Annotated in this window: 14 protein-coding genes; 10 read left to right on the top strand and 4 right to left on the bottom strand. The window is 67.8% G+C overall.

What is annotated here, in order from left to right:
- Positions 1-27: 27 nt before the first annotated feature.
- The 3 genes from AC3ITN_RS15440 (at position 28) to tkt (ending at position 4,161) form a co-directional block, all read left to right on the top strand.
- Positions 28-1,353, top strand: coding sequence for a dicarboxylate/amino acid:cation symporter (locus AC3ITN_RS15440; RefSeq protein WP_489391079.1), 1,326 nt, complete (start codon positions 28-30; stop codon positions 1,351-1,353).
- A gap of 81 nt (positions 1,354-1,434) precedes the next feature.
- A complete protein-coding gene (locus AC3ITN_RS15435; RefSeq protein WP_489391078.1) occupies positions 1,435-1,860 on the top strand; it encodes a hypothetical protein in 426 nt (141 codons plus the stop codon).
- 291 nt (positions 1,861-2,151) lie between these two features.
- The gene (gene tkt / locus AC3ITN_RS15430) at positions 2,152-4,161 is read left to right on the top strand and encodes a transketolase (protein WP_489391077.1); all 2,010 of its coding nucleotides are present in this window, start codon (positions 2,152-2,154) and stop codon (positions 4,159-4,161) included.
- 249 nt (positions 4,162-4,410) lie between these two features.
- On the opposite strand, the gene AC3ITN_RS15425 is transcribed toward tkt, so the two are convergent.
- Positions 4,411-6,363: an acetyl-CoA hydrolase/transferase C-terminal domain-containing protein gene (locus tag AC3ITN_RS15425; protein ID WP_489391076.1), complete on the bottom strand. Its 1,953-nt coding sequence runs from the start codon at positions 6,361-6,363 to the stop codon at positions 4,411-4,413.
- 215 nt (positions 6,364-6,578) lie between these two features.
- On the opposite strand from AC3ITN_RS15425, the gene AC3ITN_RS15420 reads away from it, so the two are divergent.
- The 3 genes from AC3ITN_RS15420 to AC3ITN_RS15410 are packed head-to-tail and all read left to right on the top strand — an operon-like array spanning position 6,579 to position 8,732.
- The gene (locus AC3ITN_RS15420; RefSeq protein WP_313345943.1) at positions 6,579-6,944 is read left to right on the top strand and encodes a BlaI/MecI/CopY family transcriptional regulator; all 366 of its coding nucleotides are present in this window, start codon (positions 6,579-6,581) and stop codon (positions 6,942-6,944) included.
- Positions 6,937-8,175, top strand: a complete 1,239-nt coding sequence (locus tag AC3ITN_RS15415) for a M56 family metallopeptidase (RefSeq protein ID WP_489391075.1) — start codon at positions 6,937-6,939, stop codon at positions 8,173-8,175. The genes AC3ITN_RS15420 and AC3ITN_RS15415 overlap by 8 nt, the downstream gene beginning before the upstream one ends.
- Positions 8,172-8,732: an energy transducer TonB gene (locus AC3ITN_RS15410; protein WP_489391074.1), complete on the top strand. Its 561-nt coding sequence runs from the start codon at positions 8,172-8,174 to the stop codon at positions 8,730-8,732. Before AC3ITN_RS15415 ends, AC3ITN_RS15410 begins: the two co-directional genes overlap by 4 nt.
- Before the next feature lie 61 nt (positions 8,733-8,793).
- Here AC3ITN_RS15410 and AC3ITN_RS15405 read toward each other — a convergent pair whose 3' ends face one another.
- From AC3ITN_RS15405 to AC3ITN_RS15395, 3 genes are all read right to left on the bottom strand, one after another.
- Positions 8,794-9,600 (bottom strand): MBL fold metallo-hydrolase, encoded by an 807-nt coding sequence (locus tag AC3ITN_RS15405; RefSeq protein ID WP_489391073.1) that lies wholly within the window; start codon positions 9,598-9,600, stop codon positions 8,794-8,796.
- Positions 9,601-9,609: 9 nt separating this feature from the next.
- Positions 9,610-10,434, bottom strand: a complete 825-nt coding sequence (locus AC3ITN_RS15400; RefSeq protein ID WP_489391072.1) for a S1/P1 nuclease — start codon at positions 10,432-10,434, stop codon at positions 9,610-9,612.
- Positions 10,435-10,622: 188 nt separating this feature from the next.
- Positions 10,623-11,249 carry an OmpW/AlkL family protein gene (locus AC3ITN_RS15395; protein ID WP_489391071.1) on the bottom strand — a complete coding sequence of 209 codons (627 nt, stop codon included), beginning with the start codon at positions 11,247-11,249 and terminating at the stop codon, positions 10,623-10,625.
- A 200-nt stretch (positions 11,250-11,449) separates the two neighbouring features.
- On the opposite strand from AC3ITN_RS15395, the gene gap reads away from it, so the two are divergent.
- From gap to AC3ITN_RS15375, 4 genes are all read left to right on the top strand, one after another.
- Positions 11,450-12,454 (top strand): type I glyceraldehyde-3-phosphate dehydrogenase, encoded by a 1,005-nt coding sequence (gene gap / locus AC3ITN_RS15390; RefSeq protein WP_313345957.1) that lies wholly within the window; start codon positions 11,450-11,452, stop codon positions 12,452-12,454.
- Between the two features lie 478 nt (positions 12,455-12,932).
- The gene (locus AC3ITN_RS15385) at positions 12,933-15,584 is read left to right on the top strand and encodes a DUF2339 domain-containing protein (protein WP_489391070.1); all 2,652 of its coding nucleotides are present in this window, start codon (positions 12,933-12,935) and stop codon (positions 15,582-15,584) included.
- On the top strand, positions 15,581-16,942 hold the full coding sequence (locus AC3ITN_RS15380; protein WP_489391069.1) for a DUF3999 domain-containing protein: 1,362 nt from the start codon (positions 15,581-15,583) through the stop codon (positions 16,940-16,942). The genes AC3ITN_RS15385 and AC3ITN_RS15380 overlap by 4 nt, the downstream gene beginning before the upstream one ends.
- Before the next feature lie 154 nt (positions 16,943-17,096).
- Entirely contained in the window at positions 17,097-18,272 is a 1,176-nt protein-coding gene (locus AC3ITN_RS15375; RefSeq protein ID WP_489391068.1) for a phosphoglycerate kinase, read from the top strand.
- Positions 18,273-18,298: the final 26 nt, after the last annotated feature.

The following is an 18,298-nucleotide window of genomic DNA, read 5'->3' as shown; positions in this document are numbered from 1 at the left end:
TGATCGATCTTCAAAGGAACACCGCCCATGACTGAGGCCGCAACCCCCCGGCAGAAGCTGCCATTGCATTGGAAAATGGCCATCGGCTTCGGGCTCGGTCTGATCCTTGGGCTGATCGTGCACGCCATCGGGCCGGGTATTCCCTGGCTGCCCGACGCCGCCCGCGCGGTGATGACCTACCTGACCACGCCGCTTTCGGGCCTGTTCCTCAACCTGATCTTCATGCTGATCGTGCCGCTGATCTTCTCGGCGCTGGTGATGGGCGTGTCCGAAATGGGCGACATCCGCTCGCTCGGCCGGATCGGCTGGAAGACCCTGGCCTACACCGTGCTGCTGTCGGGCATCGCGGTGGGCCTGGGCCTGCTGCTGGTCAACCTGCTCAAGCCCGGCGTCGGCGTGGACCCGGCCATGGCCGCGCAGCTGCTGCACGAAAACGTCGAACGCAGCCGCGAGATCGTGGCCAACATCGGCGAGCAGCCCAAGGGCATGGACATGCTCCTGTCGATCGTGCCCAGCAATGTGCTGGCGGCGGCCTCGAGCAATGGCGCGATCCTGTCGCTGATGTTCTTCGCGCTGATGTTCGGCATCGGCATGGTGCTCTCGCCCGACGAGAAGACCGCGCCGCTGCGCAAGGTGATTGAAGGGGTGTTCGAGGTCTCGATGACCCTGATCAACCTGGTCATCCGCCTGGCGCCGTACGCCGTGGCCTGCTTCATGTTCAACCTGGCGGCGATCTTCGGCTTCGACCTGCTGGTGCGCCTGGGCGCCTACGTGGGTGTGGTGGTCCTGGCGCTGGGCCTGCACATGGTGGTGACCTACGGCGCGGCGGTGTGGCTGTCCGGGCGTTCGCCGATCGCGTTCTTCCGCGATACCCAGGAGGCCACCGTGATGGCCTTCTCCACCGCGTCCAGCAACGCCACGCTGCCCACCGCGCTGCGCGTGGCCGACCAGATGGGGCTGCCGCAGAAGGTATCGCGCTTCGTCCTGACCGTGGGCGCCACCGCCAACCAGAACGGCACCGCGTTGTTCGAAGGCGTGACGGTGATCTTCCTGGCGCAGTTCTTCGGCGTGGACCTGAGCATCACCCAGCAGCTGATGGTGATGGCGGTCTGCATCCTGGGTGGCATCGGTACCGCCGGCGTGCCGTCGGGTTCGCTGCCGGTGGTGGCGATGATCTGCGCCATGGTCGGGGTCGACCCGATGGGCATCGGCCTGATCCTGGGCGTGAACCACTTCCTCGACATGTGCCGTACCGCACTCAATGTCACCGGCGATCTTGCCCTGACCACCCTGGTGGCGAAGGGTGAGAGTGATGAAAGTCACATTCCTGGACCTGTCGCTTCCCGCGATTGAATGCGCAATCGATGCCATGGATACTGACCCCGCGCATGGAAGGCGCCGGGGTTGGCGTCGTGCGGGGAAAGGAGCAAGTCAATGAGGAAGATGTACCTGATCGTGGCCGTACTGGGCATGGTGGCGTTTGACGTCAGCGCGAAATCGGACTGCGCGAACTACCAGGTGGAAGGCAGCTATCTGGCCGGCCGCCGGTTCAGCAACTGGGACGTGGTCCCGGTGAGCGCCGAGGTGGCCTTCAAACGCATCAAGATCGAGGGTGTGACGTCCGGTCTGACCGTGAAGTCGGAAGACAAGGAATCGGGCCTGCTGATGTTCGAGCAAAGCGTGTCCGGTGGCCGAGGGAGCCAGATCACGCTTCCCTGGAATGTGGTGATTACCCCGAAGGACAAGAACTCATCCACGGTCAAGATCGTCAAGACCACCCCGTCGGGCTACATGACCGGCGAAAAGTTCCAGCGCGAATCCATGTGCGCCGTGATCAACGCGGCCACCGGCGAGGCCTGATCACCTCGCCTGACCCGAAAACGCCCCGCCCACCAGCGGGGCGTTTTTTGTTTCTGAAGCGGACAGGGTTTGTTTACAAATGTGAAGATTGAGCGCGATTCGTCGGGTGGCACAGCCCCCTTCTGTTAAGGGGGCGCGCCGACAGGCGCGGGGATACGAGGCATGCCCGGGGGCCCGCGTTTCGCCTGGCGAAACGTGGGCAGATGTTGTTGCAGCGCAAGCGCGTGAGCGCTGGAGCTGCGACAATATCTAGCCCGCAGCTCCGCGGGAGCCTCCCGACCCGACAGAACCATGACGCAGCCTACCCGCCGCCAGTTGGCCAACGCCATCCGCTTCCTTGCCGCTGATGCGGTCGAAACCGCCAAGTCCGGGCATCCCGGCATGCCGATGGGCATGGCCGATATCGCCGAAGTCCTCTGGAACGATTATCTCCGTCACAACCCGAACAACCCGAAGTGGTTCAACCGCGACCGCTTCGTGCTGTCCAATGGCCACGGCTCGATGCTGCAGTACGCACTGCTGCACCTGAGCGGTTATGACCTGCCGTTGGAGCAGCTCAAGCAGTTCCGCCAGCTGGGCAGCAAGACCGCCGGCCACCCGGAACACCATGAAACCCCCGGGGTGGAAACCACCACCGGTCCGCTCGGCCAGGGCCTGGCCAATGCGGTCGGCTTCGCGCTGGCGGAAAAGCTGCTGGCCCAGCGCTACAACCGCCCCGAGCACGCGATCGTCGACCACCGCACCTGGGTATTCCTGGGCGACGGCTGCCTGATGGAGGGCGTGTCCCACGAAGCCGCCTCGCTGGCCGGCACCTGGGGCCTGGGCAAGCTGGTCTGCTTCTGGGATGACAACCACATCTCCATCGACGGCAACACCGCCGGCTGGTTCACCGACAACACCCCCGAGCGTTTCGAGGCCTATGGCTGGAACGTGGTGCGCGGCGTCGATGGCCACGATCCGGAGAGCATCAAGGCCGCCATCGACAGCGCGCTGGCGCAGTCGGACAAGCCCAGCCTGATCTGCTGCCGCACCACGATCGGTTTCGGTTCGCCGGGCAAGGCCGGCAAGGAATCCAGCCACGGCGCGCCGCTGGGCAAGGATGAGCTGGAAGCCACCCGCAAGCAGCTGGGCTGGAACTACGGTCCGTTCGAGATTCCGGAAGAGATCTACGCCGGCTGGCGTGCGGGCGGTACGGGCACGCTGCGCCAGGCCGAATGGGAGCAGCAGTTCGACAAGTACGCGGCGCAGTTCCCGGCCGAAGCCGACGAGCTGACCCGACGTTCGCACGGCGAGCTGCCGGCCGACTTCATCGCCAAGGCCGACGCGTACATCGCGCAGGTGCAGGCCGATGGCCAGACCATCGCGTCGCGCAAGGCGTCGCAGCTGGCGATCGAGGCGTTCGCGCCGCTGCTGCCGGAGCTGGTGGGCGGTTCGGCCGATCTGGCGCACTCGAACCTGACGCTGTGGAAGGCGAGCAAGTCGGTCGCCACTGACGATCCGAACGCGAACTACGTGTACTACGGCGTGCGCGAGTTCGGCATGACCGCCATCGCCAACGGCCTGGCCCTGCACGGTGGTTTCATCCCGTTCGACGCGACCTTCCTGGTGTTCAGCGATTACGCGCGCAACGGCGTGCGCATGAGCGCGCTGATCCCGGCCCACGCGATCCACGTCTACACCCATGACTCGATCGGTCTGGGCGAAGACGGCCCGACCCACCAGCCGGTGGAGCACTTGGCGTCGCTGCGCTACATCCCGAACAACGATGTGTGGCGCCCGTGCGATGCGGTCGAGTCGGCCGTCAGCTGGAAGTCGGCGATCACCCGCCAGGACGGTCCAAGCTGCCTGGTGTTCAGCCGCCAGAACCTGCCGCACCAGCCGCGCAGCGCCGGGCAGGTCGCGCAGATCGCGCGCGGCGGCTACGTGCTGGCCGACGCCGAAGGCGGCACGCCGGACGTGATCCTGATCGGTACGGGTTCGGAAGTGGGCCTGGCCGTGGCGGCGAAGGCCGAGCTTGATGCAGCCGGAATCAGGACCCGCGTGGTCTCGATGCCGTCCACCGACGTCTTCGAACGCCAGGACGCGGCCTACCGCGAGTCCGTGCTGCCGAACGCGGTGCGCAACCGCGTGGCAGTGGAAGCCGGCGTCACCGGTTTCTGGCGCCAGTACGTGGGCCTGGACGGCGCCGTCATCGGCATCGACACCTTCGGTGCCTCGGCACCGGCCGAAGCGCTGTACAAGCACTTCGGCATCACCACCGACCACGTGGTGGCTGCAGCCAAGGCACAGCTGGCGAACTGATCGCCTGCTGCCAGGTGATGCAAGCAAGAGCGGCGCTTCCCGAAAGGGGAGCGCCGTTTTTGTTTGTTCCGCGCCTGGGGGCGTCAGATTGCAGTTGATCCCAGAGTGCCGTGCTGCACACGGCAGCTTCATGCATTGGGGCGAACAGCCATCGACGTGATGCATTGCCCGAGCTGGGCCGGCGGGTGCGGGTTGGCGGGACACGCCGTGAATCCGTCCATGGAGCATCGCCTGCAAGCAGGATGCGCCTTACGCCGTCCGCGCCAACCCCAACCGCACCAGGCGCGCTTCGATACGTTCGCCGAACGTGGTCGGTGCCTCCAGTCCCATGCGCTGCAGGTACACCACATCGCCGTCGGCTGCGGGCTGGGTCAACGCGGAAAGTACCGTGCGCAGCTTCGCGCCGCGGGTCTGGGTGTTCTGCTTGAGCCAGCCCAGCGCCTTGACCAGGTGCTGCTCCACGTCAGTGAAGTCGCTGCCCAGCGGGTAGTCGGGCAGGGCGCCCGACTGGCGGAACGACGCCAGCGACGCGCTTACCGCGCGCGCGGTATTGCGGCGCGCCCAGTGCTCGGGCGGCACGAAATCGGTGGCCAGCTTCTTCGACGATGTCGCGGTCTGCAGCAGCTGGGGCTGGAACGCCGCGTCGGTGATGCCCGCCATGCCGATCACGCAGTCCTCGTCTGTGAGGTTGCGCAGGTCGGCGATGCCGTATTCGTTGATGTAGATATCGCGCAGATGGCGCGGAATGGTGGTGTGGCCGTAGTTCCAGCGCACGTTCGACTGCAGCGCGCCCTTGTCCTCGCGCACCGCCCGGAACATCAGCGCGCTGCGCGCCTCCGGCAGCGCGTGCGCCATCGCCACGAAGTTGTACTGCCCGCCCACCCCGGACACCACGCGGCCATCTTCCAGCGCATCGGAGACCGCCGCGCCCAGCGCCGTGGCCATCATGCAGGAATTGAAGAATCGCGCATGCCGGCGCTGCAGCCGCTCCAGTGTTTCGTTGCCGCCGTACAACTGGTTGATCTCGCTGATGCGACGCATGCCGATCGCACGGCGCTCGTCCTCCGGCAGCTCGCGCAGCCATTGGTAGAACTCCGGCGAACCCAAATAGAACGCCCCATGCAGGTACTCGCCTTCCGCATCGAGCGTGGCGTGGTCGATGGTCAGCGTGCTGCCGCTCTCGATCCGCTCCATCAGCGCCAGGTCATCGTGCACCTTGCGTCGGATCACACCCGTCTGCACCAGCCGGCGGAAGCCCTCGTTGAGCATCTCGCTGCACCCGTACAGGCCGATCTCGAACGGCTCCAGCCCGCCGCATTCCAGCACCGTTGGATGGCTGGCCAACGTCGGGTCCAGCGCGTGCAGGATCTGCCGGTAGCGCGCGTTGTCGGTATGGCGGAGCACCAGTGCGTGGCTGATCGCGTCGGCGAGCGTGCCGATGCCGATCTGCAGCGTGCCGCCGTCGCGCACCAGCGCACTGGCATACAGACCGATGGCGTAGTCGGCATCGCTGACCGGCTGGCGCGGCAAACCGAACAGGTCCGGGTAGGGGCCGGGCGGCGTGATGACCAGATCGAAGAACGACACGTCCACCGTCGCCGTGCCGCCGAGGTAGGGCAGGTTCGGGTCGATTTCGGCGATCAGCAGCGGGCGCGGCAGCCCGCGCGCGGTCATGGCATCCAGCGTGTCCTGGGTGATGTCGTTGTTGCACGACAGCGACAGGCGGCGGTCGTCGGGACGCATCGCCACCTTCTGCACGATCGCATTCGGCGCGCGCTGCGCCACCGCGTCGGCGGCATGGGTGTAGTTGAGGCTGGTGTAGCCCCGCTGCGCCTGCGTCGAACCCAGCAGCGCGCCGGACTGCATGTAGAACTCTTCCACCTGCACGTGGGCAGGCAGGCGGTCGCGCGCCACCGCATCGGCATAGGCCAGGCGCGGGAAGTCCGCACCGAAATGGCGTTCGGCAAACGGTGCCATGAAACGCCCTTCAAGCCCGCCGGGCGCGGGGCGGGGCGGGTTCAACGACAGCGCCGTGTACAACTGCAATGGCCGCGACGGGTCATTCTCCACCCGCGCATACAGCGCGTTGAGGAGCCGGTGCGGCTTGCCCAGCGCCAAGGGCGCGCCAATGCGCAACGGGCCGTCGACCCGTTGCAGCAGCCAGTCGATCGCCGCGTCGAGGTCGGTGAGGTGCTCGGTCATCCAGCGCCATCCTGCAGATTCATTCGCACCATTACAGCATTTCCGTCTTGAACAGACCGCGACGCGACCGTTCCCTGCTGGACACCATGAGCGCGCGCGCTCCGCGCGGGTGCCCTGTATGCGACAGGGCGTGCGATGCATCGGATGCCCCGACGCAGGGTTGACACGCGAATTGATTACGTGCGTAATCGGACTGTCGATTACGGATGTAAATGATGAGCCAGATCAGCGAAGCCGAAGCCGTGGTGATGGAAGTACTGTGGGGGCGCCACCCCTTGGGCGCCGATGAGGTGGTGGCGGCGCTGGCCGGGCGCGACTGGGCCGAGCCCACCATCAAGACCCTGCTCAACCGCCTGCTGACCAAGGGCGCGATCAGCGCCGCCCGCGACGGCCGCCGCTACCTGTACTCACCGGTGCTGCAGCGCCAACGCTGGGTGGCCGAACAGAGCAGCGGGCTGCTGGACAAACTGTTCGACGGCCGGGTGGCCCCGCTGGTGGCGCATTTCAGCCAGCGCGGCGAGCTGAGCGCACAGGACATCGCCGAACTGAGGACGCTGATCGAGGCGCTGGACCATGACTGACCTGCTCGCGTCCCTGATGTTGGCCAGCGTCTGGCTGGCGATCGCCGTGCTCCTGCTGGCTGCGCTTCGCCCCGTGCTGCGCCGCCTGGGCGGCGCGCCCCTGGTGTACCGCAGCTGGTGGCTGCTGCCGCTGGTCCTGGTGGCACCGCTGCTGCCGGTGCCGCGCCTGCCGCTGGCCGACAGCGCCCCGGTGCTGGCACTGGGGGCGGTGCTGCGGGCGCCGGCGCTGCCGGCCGATGCATCGGCGTGGCCGGTCGTGCTGGCGGCTCTCTGGATGGCGGGCGCGGCGCTGCTGGCCGGTCGCTACTGGCGGGCACAGCGGCGTTTCGAGCGACAGCTGGGCGTGCTGCAGCCGCGGCAGGATGGCAGCTGGCAGGCCAGCGCAGATCCGGGGCTGCCTGCCCTGGTGGGCGTCTGGTCGCCCCGCATCGTGGTCGGGCCCGACTTCGACGCCCGCTTCACCGTGGCCGAGCGCGACCTGATCCTGCAGCACGAACGCAGTCATCGCCGGCATGGCGACCCTATCGCCAATGCCGCCCTCGCGGTGCTGCGCTGCCTGTTCTGGTTCCATCCGCTGCTGCCGTGGGCGGCGCGCCGCTTCCTGTGCGACCAGGAGCTGGCCTGCGACGCGCGCACGGTTGAACCGTATCCGGCATTGCGCCGGCTCTATGCCAACGCGCTGCTGAAGGCGCAGTTGGTCCACCCGGTTGCGCCGATGGCCTGCCACTGGCGCAGCCAACCGCTGTTGAAGGAGCGTATTGCCATGTTGAAGGAACACAGGACGAAGGCGTTGCCGTGGCTGTCGGGCCAGGTGCTGGTGCTGGGAATGTGCGTTGGCGTGGGAACGGTGGCGTGGGCCAGCCAGGGGAGCGCGGGTGGCAGCCCGCCGATCAGCACCCATTCGTTCCAGTCCACGCAGGACGATACCTCCGGCGCCGCGCTGGAACGGCCGGTGACGGTCGAGAACATGCCGCCGCCGAGCTACCCGCGCAGTGCGTTCGAAAACAGCCAGACCGGCCAGGTGATGCTGCGCGTGGACGTCGATGCACAGGGGAAGGTCAGCGACGTGCGCGTGCTCAGCGCGACCAATCCGGGCGTGTTCGAGGAGGTGTCGATCGCTGCGGCACGGCAGTGGACCTATCGGCCGGCGCTGAAGGATGGCAAGCCGGTCGCAGCGGCGGTACGCATTCCGGTGACGTTCGCCATGGATGAAACGGTGACCGAACAGTGAGGCACTGTCTGCCGGCGGTTGCGTTGCTGGTGGGGGTGGCCGGCTGTGCCGGTCACGACCGGCTCCGTACGGTCGATACGCGTGCGGAGACGGTCGATCTGCAGCAGCTCAGGCCTGAAGGGGGCGGCGGTGCAGGCCGGGTCGAGGCGTATGTACTCAATGCCGGGGAGGGCTACCGCATGCCGCAACTGTATGCGGCACCCGACCCGGTCCTGGGCGATCGCGATCCACGCCGCGAACTGGCGCCGACCAAGGTGTGCCTGCAGGTGGTGGTCGATGCGGAGGGCAACGTGCAGCGCAGCCTGCCGTTGACCGATCGCGACGACTGCGCCGCAGGCAAGGCGCCGGAGAACGCAGCGCTTGTGCAGGCCGCGCAGGACGCGGTGGCGATGTGGCGGTACACACCGGCGGCCGTCTGCCGGTTCGCAGCGGGCAGGGGGCCGGCATCGAACGGCGGCTGTACCGGTGCGGAACAGGTTGAGCCGGTGCCGGTGAGCCTGTTCTACGCGTTTACGTTCGAAATCGTGAAGGGCACGCAGACCATCACGACCCGGTAGATCCACGCCATGCGTGGCGTGTTGCTTCGCCAGGCGCCGCGCAGCCACGCATGGCGTGGCGCTACGGTTCCGGGCCGCCCTGCAGGTTGGCCTTCACCGACGCGTGCATCAGCGTCGGCTCGGCCAGGGTCGCATCGCGGGCCTGGCGGGTCGCGACGAACTCCGCTTCGCTCACCCCTGCGTGCAGGTGGATGTTGCGCGCGCGCTGCTCGCCGATGGTGGTCTCGTTGGCGACCTCGCGACCGCCCGGGCCGTAGTCGTGGCAGATGAACACCCGCGTGGCATCCGGCAGGGCCAGCAGGCGCTGGATGGAGCGGTACAGCAGGGCGGGGTCGCCGCCCGGGAAATCGCAGCGTGCCGTGCCGCCGTCGGGCATGAACAGCGAGTCGCCGGTAAAGACCGCATCACCGATGCGGTAGGCAACGCTGTCGCTGGTATGTCCGGGCACCGCGATGACCTCGGCCTCCAGAGTGCCCAGCGCGAAGCGTTCGCGGTCGGCGAACAGCCGGTCGAACTGCGAGCCATCGGTAGGCACGTCCAGCGCGTAGCGCGGCGCGAAGGTCTTCTGTACCTCCACGATGCCACGGCCCATCGCCAGCATGGCGTGCGGCCATTGCGCCTTCAGCCAGCGCCCCGCACTGACGTGGTCGGCATGCGCGTGGGTCTCCAGCAGCCAGCGTACGTCCAGCGCGTGCTGGCGCACATGCGCCAGCAGCGGCTGCAGCGGCTCGCCACCCAGCACGTCGGTGTCCGGGTCGTAATCCAGCACCGGGTCGATCACTGCCGCCTGCCGCGTGGCCGGGTCATGCACCACGTAACTGAAGGTGTGGCTGTCCGGATGGAAGAAACTGGCGACGAGCAGTGGCATGGTGAAACCTCAGCGTTTACCCAACGTGTCGTTGAGCAGCACCGCCAGGCGTTCCCCGGCCAGGCGCAGCTCGGCGTCGGCCACGGGCAGGTAAGTCGCGGTGTACTCGGGTGCCAGCCTACGCTGGGCCGGGTAAACGCCAGGTGCAATGGCGATACGGCAGCTGGCTTGAGCCCACTGCACCGCATCGGTGGCAATGACCGAGCGCTTGGCTACCCTGGGTGCCTTCAGGGCGGAGAGTCGCTTGGTGTAGGCGTCGTCGTCCAGCTTGAGGGTGTTGAGCATGCCGCTGTCCCACAGTGAATGCAGGTTGGTGCCGCGCCCGTTGAACTGCACCTGGAAGTCGTTGCCCCCCTTGTCATGCCCGTAACCGGCGTGCATGGGTTGATGGATGTCGCCGACGAAATGCACGACGAACTTCAACGCCTGCGCGCGTTCGGCGTCGGAGCGGCTGCGGTCGCCGAGGATGGCCGTCTGCGTCTTCAGTGCTTCCACCACGCAGTTGCCATTGCGGCAGTTGCGTTCGACCTCGTAGTGGCAGTCGTCCTCGCCGATATTCACGTAGTGCCAGCTGGCCGAACGCTTGCCCAGGCCAGGGTCCTTGGCGCGCAGTTCATCGGCCCAAGGCGCGATCGCGGCCAGGGTGGGGGTGGGCTCATTGGCCAGCAGCCGGGCGACTTCGGCACGGGTCTGCGGGGTCAGGCGCGGCTCGGCGATGCGGGCGACCAGTCGGTGGCCTTGGGCGCCCCAGGCGAGCGCATCGGTGGAAACCAGGGTGAGTGCCAGGGCGAGGGCGCCGGCATGAAGCAGGGGAGCAATGTTCATCGTCTGCATTCTAGCGGGCCGACCGCGGCGGGTCCTTGCCAGGATCTGGCCGGATGGCCGCTGATGGCGTCGCTATGCGGGCGGCTTGACGCGGCGGCGGCAACGCCCGCCGGTGCAGCACAAAAAAAAATCCCCGGCCGGAGCCGGGGAAATGCGTTGCTGCGAGCGGTGTTGCTTCGCTGGTTCAGATCCGCCGATCAGAACTTGAACACGTATGCCACGCCGTAGGCGAGCGGGTCGATCTTGACGGTGCCCAGCTTGGTGCCGTCCAGCGAGACGTCGCTGTCGATGTCGATCCAGCGCACGTCCACGCGCAGGGAGCCCTTGTCGGCGATGGCGAAGTCCAGCCCGGCATGCGCGGCCAGGCCCCACGAATCGTCCAGCTTGAGCGTGCTGCCGGCCAGCGCGCCCGTGGTGTCTTCGCTGAAGAAGGTGGTGTAGTTCAGGCCGGCACCAATGAAGGGAGAGACCTTGCCCTTGCTGTTGAAGTGATACTGCAGCGAGACCACCGGCGGCAGGTGCTTGGTGCTGCCGACGCGGCCGAGGCCGTCGATGTTGATGTCGTGCTTGAACGGCAGCGCGGCCAGGATCTCGATGCCGAGGTTGTCGGCGATGAAGTATTCGCCGGTGATGGTGGGCTTGATGTCGCTGTCCACGTCGACCTTGAGGCCGCCGGCGAGGGTGCCGTTGTTGGACGTGGGGGCCACCTGGTGCACGCCGGCGGCGATCGTCCAGTCGCCCTTGGACTGGGCCATGGCGGGGCTGGCGGCCAGGACCAGGGCGGCGGCGAGGCTGGCGGGCAGGAGGGGGGAGGTCGTGCGCATGTGGCGGTCTCGTGGCGGGGTGGAATGGGGCCAGTTTTCCCGGGCCGGGCCTGCGGCGCCTTGATCCGGATCAATCCTGGGGTTTTCGGCATGTAACCGCTTCCCGGGGCGATGCCGGGGGCCGGGCAGGGTCCGGCTTTGATAGAATGGCGGCCCTTTCCATCGGCGCCGCACTGTCGCGGCTGCAGGAGCTTGTGAACATGGCAATCAAGGTTGGCATCAACGGTTTCGGTCGCATCGGGCGCAACGTGCTGCGTTCGGCGGTGCTGAATTTCGGCAATGACATCGAAATCGTCGCCATCAACGATCTGCTGGAGCCGGATTACCTGGCGTACATGCTGAAGTACGACTCGGTGCATGGCCGCTTCAAGGCCGACGTGGAAGTGTCGGGCAGCGACCTGCTGGTCAACGGCCGGAAGATCCGCCTGACCCAGGAGCGCGATCCGGCCAACCTCAAGTGGGACGAGGTGGGTGTGGACGTGGTGATCGAGTCCACCGGTCTGTTCCTGACCAAGGAAACCGCGCAGAAGCACATCGATGCGGGCGCGAAGAAGGTGATCCTGTCTGCGCCGTCGAAGGACGACACGCCGATGTTCGTGTTCGGTGTGAACGACAAGACCTACGCTGGTGAGGCGATCATCTCCAATGCGTCGTGCACCACCAACTGCCTGGCGCCGTTGGCCAAGGTGATCAACGACAAGTGGGGCATCAAGCGCGGCCTGATGACGACGGTGCATGCGGCTACTGCGACGCAGAAGACCGTCGATGGTCCGTCCAACAAGGACTGGCGCGGTGGCCGTGGCATCCTGGAAAACATCATTCCGTCCTCGACCGGTGCGGCCAAGGCCGTTGGCGTGGTGATTCCGGAACTGAACAAGAAGCTGACGGGCATGAGCTTCCGCGTGCCGACGTCGGACGTGTCGGTGGTCGACCTGACCGTCGAGCTGGAAAAGGAAGCGACCTACGCCGAGATCTGCGCGGAAGTGAAGGCGCAGAGCGAAGGCGCGCTGAAGGGCATCCTGGGCTACACGGAAGACAAGGTCGTGGCGACCGACTTCCGCGGTGAGACCCACACCTCGGTGTTCGATGCCGACGCCGGCATCGCGCTGGACAGCACCTTCGTGAAGCTGGTGTCCTGGTACGACAACGAGTGGGGCTACTCCAACAAGTGCCTGGAAATGGCCAAGGTCGTTGCCGCGAAGTAATCGCGGCTCTGTGATCCTGAAGAACGGCGGACCTTGGGTCCGCCGTTTTTTTTGGGCGCACGGTCTTCGATTGGAGCTGCCGCGAGCGTTGAGGGCCCCGTCGCGGCCGGCAGGCCCCTATGCAAATGTCCCCCGGCGTCGGCCTGCGCCGCCGCCTCCTCCTTTACTTTGCCAGGGACCTACCGCCCGCGACGGGGCTGCACTTGCGGTTCGCAATGGCAAAGCGGAAGTCAGGGTGCAACGCCGGTGGGTCGAGCGCCGGGTCGGCTTGCCCTTGTAGGCGAAGTAAAGGAGGAGGTGGCGGCCGCAGGCCGACGCCGGGGGACATTCGCCGGAAAGGGTAAGGCGACCCGGCGCTCGATCCACCGGCAGCCGCGTCTGGTTAAGCGCCCGCCCCCGATTCAGTTAGCATGTCGGCGTGCCGCTGGCGCCACGCTTGTCCAGGTGGACCGTGGCGTTCCCTTGAGGATGACGCGGAATGGAAGCTTTGATTGTCCTGGCGGTACTGCTGCTGTTGGCCGTACCGGTGTTGCTGGTGGTGGGGTTGGTGATGATTGCCGGCCTGCGTCGGCGGGTGGCAGCGCTGGAACAGGCGCGCTTCGACGCTGCGGTGCCAAGGCCAGAGCCCGTTGCCGACGCTGCGGTGCCGTGGGTGGGGCGCCCTTACGCGCCCGCGCCGGTGGCGACGCCATTGGCCACCGAGCAGCCCTCCATCGCAGAACCGGTGGTTGCCGCGCGCGCCGCGACCGCCGCGCCGCCACCGCTGCCCCCCACGCCAACGCCCGACGCGCAGCCGTTCATTCCGCCGCCGCCGCGCGGGCCGGACCTGGGCGAGCGCATCGTCGGCACCATCAAACGCTGGTTCACCGAAGGCAACGTGCCGGTCAAGATCGGCATGCTGGTGCTGCTGGCGGGTGTGGCGGCGCTGCTCAAGTACGCCAGTGACCAGGGCTGGCTCAACGCGCCGATCGAGCTGCGGCTGGCGGCCATTGCGGCGGGTGCGCTGGGCGGGCTGGTGTTCGGCTGGATGCAGCGCGAACGCCGGCGTCTGTTCGCGCTGGCGCTGCAGGGCGGCACGATCGGCATCCTGTTGCTGACCATCTTTGCCGCGTTCAAACGCTACGATCTGATCGACCCCGGCATTGCGTTCGCGATGAGCATCCTGCTGATCGCCGGGATGGGTGTGCTGGCGGTGGTGCAGAACTCGCGCACGCTGGCGGTGCTGGGCGTTCTGGCCGGCTTCATGGCGCCGATCTGGCTGTCTACCGGCAGTGGCAATCACGTGGCGCTGTTCACCTACTACGCCGTGCTCAACGCGGCCATCCTGGCCATTGCCTGGTGGCGGCCGTGGCGCGTGCTCAATCTGCTGGGCTTCGCCTTCACCTTCGGTATCGGGACCACGTGGGGCGTGCTGCAGTACAACGCCGACAAGTTCGCCAGCACGGAGCCGTTCCTGCTGCTGTTCTTCGGGTTCTATCTGCTGATCCCGATCCTCTACGCGCGCCGCCAGCCGGCGGAGAAGCGCGATCTGGTCGATGGAAGCCTGGTGTTCGGCACGCCGCTGATCGCGTTCTCGCTGCAGGCGGGCATGCTGCATGACGATCGCCTGGTGTTGGCGCTGTGCGCGTTGGGACTGGCGGCATTGTATGCCGGGCTGGGGTGGGCGCTGATCCGACGCGAGCGCTATGCGGCGTTGGGGCAGTCGCATGCGGTGCTGGCGGTGGGCTTTGCCACGCTCGCCGTGCCGCTGGCATTGTCCGCGCGTGCCACCGCCAGCGTGTTTGCGCTGGAAGGTGCGGCGCTGGTCTGGCTGGGCCTGCGCCAGCAGCGGCTGCTGCCGCAGATCGCCGGGGCGCTGCTGCAGCTGGGGGCGGCCTTCGGGTTCGTGGTGGGCGCGGACTACTGGCTGCACGATGCCACCGCCATCGCCAACCCCACCTTCATGAGTGGGCTGCTGCTGGCCCTGGCCGGCTTCGCCTCGGCCTTCAGCTACCGGCGTGCCGGCCGCACCGAGCCGGCGGTCGTCTATTACGGATGGGGCCTGCTCTGGTGGCTGGGTGTGGCGAGCCACGAGATCAGCCGCTTCGTGGCGGCCGACAGCCGTCCCGACGCGCTGCTGGGCGTGGTTGCGGTCACGGCGTGGCTCGCGGCCGAAGTGCACCGGCGCATGCCGGCGCGTGCGCTGGTGTTCACCACGCTGGGCATGCTGCTGGCGGCGTTCCCGCTGGCGCTGTGGCAGGTGGATGCGCATGGGCAGCCGTTCGCCGGCTGGGGCGTGCTGGCGTGGGTGGCGTTCGCGGTACTCGGCGTGCGCAGCCTGTGGTGCCTGCGCGGCGGGCAGGACCGCGCGGCGATCGCGGCACAGTTCATCTGGTGGCTGCTGTGGCCCACGGTGCTGTCGCTGGCCGCGTCGTGGCTGGCCGACCGTTTCGCATTGGCACAGGGCTGGGCGCTGGCCGCCGCGCTGCTGCCGTGGCTGGCCGTTGTCGCCGTGTCGCTGCAGCGCTGGCGCTGGCTGGCGGTGCCGCTCGGCGAGCGCTTCGACGCCGCGCGGCACGCGTTGCAGGGCACGTTGTTCGCGATACTCGGGGGGGCGTGGTTGGGCTTCCTGTTCGCGCCCGGTGCGGCCTCGCCGCTGCCGTGGGTGCCGCTGGTGAATCCGCTGGAGCTGGCGCAGCTGGCCGTGCTGGCGCTGCTCGCACGCTGGCTGTGGACCGGCCAGGCGCCGGCGTCGCTGCAGGCCCGGCGCATTCCGCTGCTGGCCGTGGCCGGCTTCGTCGCCCTCACCAGCATCACCCTGCACGCCGTGCACCATTGGGGTGGGGTGCCGTGGAACGACCGGCTGTGGTCGTCCACGCTGGCCCAGACCAGCCTGACCGTGGTCTGGAGCGTGCTTGGGGTGATCAGCTGGGTGTGGGGCTCGCGTCGCGGGCAACGCGCGCTGTGGCTGGTCGGTGCGGTGCTGATGGGCGTTGTGCTGGCCAAGCTGGTGCTGATCGACCGCCAGCATCTGGGCAACCTGCTGGGTATTTCTTCCTTCATCGCCTATGGCCTGCTGTGCACGGTCGTGGGTTACCTGGCACCGGCGCCGCCGCGTGCACCGGACATCGCCGTGGAGTCGCCGCCGTGAACAGTCTTCCTCGCCTCATCGCAGGCCTTTCGCTCGCGCTGGCCGCCCCGGCGCTGTGGGCGGCCGATGCCCGCCAGGACTACCGCGAGCAGTGGCCCCTGCAGTTGTCCGCGCCGCAGGCCGGCGCCTACCGGCTGATGCTGGGCGAGGCGCAGTACCGCAGTGCGGTGTCGCCCGAACTGGCCGATGTACAGGTCTTCAACGCACAGGGGCAGGCGTTGCCCGCGGCGCTGTTCTCGGCGGACCAGCCGCTGGCCCAGGCGGCGCAGTGGCAGACGCTGGCGTGGTTCCCGCTGCCAGCCCAGGGCGGTGGGGCCGGCGACGACCTGCAGCTGCTGACCGAACGCAATACCGATGGCAGCGTGCGCCGGGTCGAGGCACGGCTGGGCCGCAGCGTCGGCGGCGCCGGGCCGGGCGGCTGGCTGGTGGACGCCAGTGCGCTGCGCACCGGGGTGCAGGCGCTGCGCCTGGACTGGCAGGCCTCGCAGGCACTGCAGGTGCGCGTGCGCGTGGAGGCCAGCGACGACCTGCGCGACTGGCAGCGCGTGGCCGATGACGTGGCGCTGGTGGACCTGCAGCACGAGGGGCGCCGCCTGCAGCAGCGGCGCATCGAGATCGGTCGCCAGGCGAAGTATTTCCGCATCGTGCCGGTGAGCGGCGATGCGCTGCCTGCCTTGTCGTCGGTGCAGGCCGAACGGGTGCCGGTCGCGCAGGCAATCGACTGGCAGTGGCGCGCCCTGGCCGGCAGCGCCGGCAAGCCGGGCGAGTTCGAGTACACGCTGGACGGCCGCTTCCCGATTGCCCAGGCGGATATCACCACCGCCGACAACAGCGTCGTGCAATGGACGCTGCTCAGCCGCGATGATCCCAACCAGCCCTGGCAGGTGCGCACCGGGCCGTGGGTGGCCTACCAGCTGCAGGACATTGCGCAGCGTCGGCAGTCGCAGGCACAGTCGCTGGCGGTGCCCACGCGCGACCGTTACTGGAAGCTCACGGCGTCGCAGGCGCAGGTCGCGGCCGCACCGACCCTCAAGCTGGGCTACCAGCCCGAGGCACTGGTGTTCCTGAGCCAGGGCGAGGCACCGTTCAGCGTGGCGGCTGGCAGCGTACGTGCCGCCCGCATCGACGCACCGGTGGGCACGGTGATCGCGCAACTGCGCGAGCAGCAGGGCGCGCAGTGGCAGCCCGCGCTGGCCACGGTGCAGGGGCCAGCGCAGCCGCTGGGCGGCGACGCCGCAGTGCAGGCCGCGCGCGACTGGAAGCGCTGGCTGCTGTGGGGCCTGCTGCTGCTGGGGGTGCTCATCGTAGGCGGGTTCGCCATGAGCCTGTTGCGGCAGAAGCCGCAACAGAGCGGGTGATCACCCACGGTGATCACCTGCCGGTCGGTTTCCGTGCCGGTCGGTTTCCGCGGTAGGTAGCGACCGTTGGTCGTTACGCGACGGGGGATCGTTACAATGGGCGTCTGCGCCGTGCGCGGCGCCCTTTCCTTTTCCGCCAAAGAGTTGCTGCCCCATGTCCATCGTTCGCATGACCGACCTCGACCTCTCCGGCAAGCGTGTGCTGATCCGCCAGGACCTGAACGTGCCGATCGAAGATGGCCGCATCACCTCCGAACAGCGCATCACCGCCTCGCTGCCGACGTTGAAGCTGTCCCTGGAAAAGGGCGCGGCGGTGATGGTGACCTCGCACCTGGGACGGCCCAAAGAAGGCGTCTGGAGCGAAGCCGACTCGCTGGCGCCGGTGGCGCTGCGTCTGTCCGCGCTGCTGGGTGTTGACGTGCCGCTGGTGCGCGACTGGGTCGACGGTGTCGACGTTGCCCCCGGCTCGATCGTGCTGCTGGAAAACTGCCGCATGAACGTGGGCGAGGGCAAGGATGACGAGACGCTGGCGCGCAAGTACGCCGCGCTCTGCGATGTGTTCGTGATGGATGCCTTTGGCACCGCGCACCGCGCCCAGGCTTCCACCCACGGTGTGATCCGTTTCGCCCCGGTCGCCGCCGGCGGTCCGCTGCTGATGGGGGAGCTGGACGCCCTGGCCAAGGCGCTGCACGCGCCGGCACAGCCGCTGCTGGCCATCGTGGCCGGCAGCAAGGTCAGCACCAAGCTGGAACTGCTGGCCAACCTGGTCGGCAAGGTCGACCAGCTGATCGTCGGTGGTGGCATCGCCAACACCTTCATCGCCGCTGCCGGTCATCCGATGGGCAAGTCGCTGTACGAACCGGACCTGCTGGAGACCGCGACGAAGATCGTGGCCGATGCCAAGGCCCGTGGCGCGGAGATTCCGCTGCCGACCGACGTGGTGGTCGCCAAGCAGTTCCATCCGGACGCCGAAGCCACCGTCAAGGCGGTCGACGCGGTGGCCGAGGACGACCTGATCCTCGATATCGGCCCGCAGACCGCGCAGCACTATGCCGGGCTGATCGCCAAGGCCGGCACCGTGGTGTGGAACGGTCCGGTCGGCGTGTTCGAGTTCGAGGCCTTCAGCCACGGCACCCAGGCGCTGGCACAGGCCATCGCGACCTCGCCGGCCTTCTCCATCGCCGGCGGCGGCGACACCCTGGCCGCGGTCGACAAGTACGACATCGCCGACCAGGTCAGCTACATCTCCACCGGCGGCGGCGCGTTCCTTGAATTCCTGGAAGGCAAGACCCTGCCGGCCGTAGCGGCCCTCGAGGCCCGCGGCGCATGACCCACGGAGTAGTGACGACTGTTAGT

This window comes from Stenotrophomonas sp. KH_036_B (genome assembly GCF_057839485.1).
This window is presented reverse-complemented; position numbering and strand designations above follow the sequence as displayed.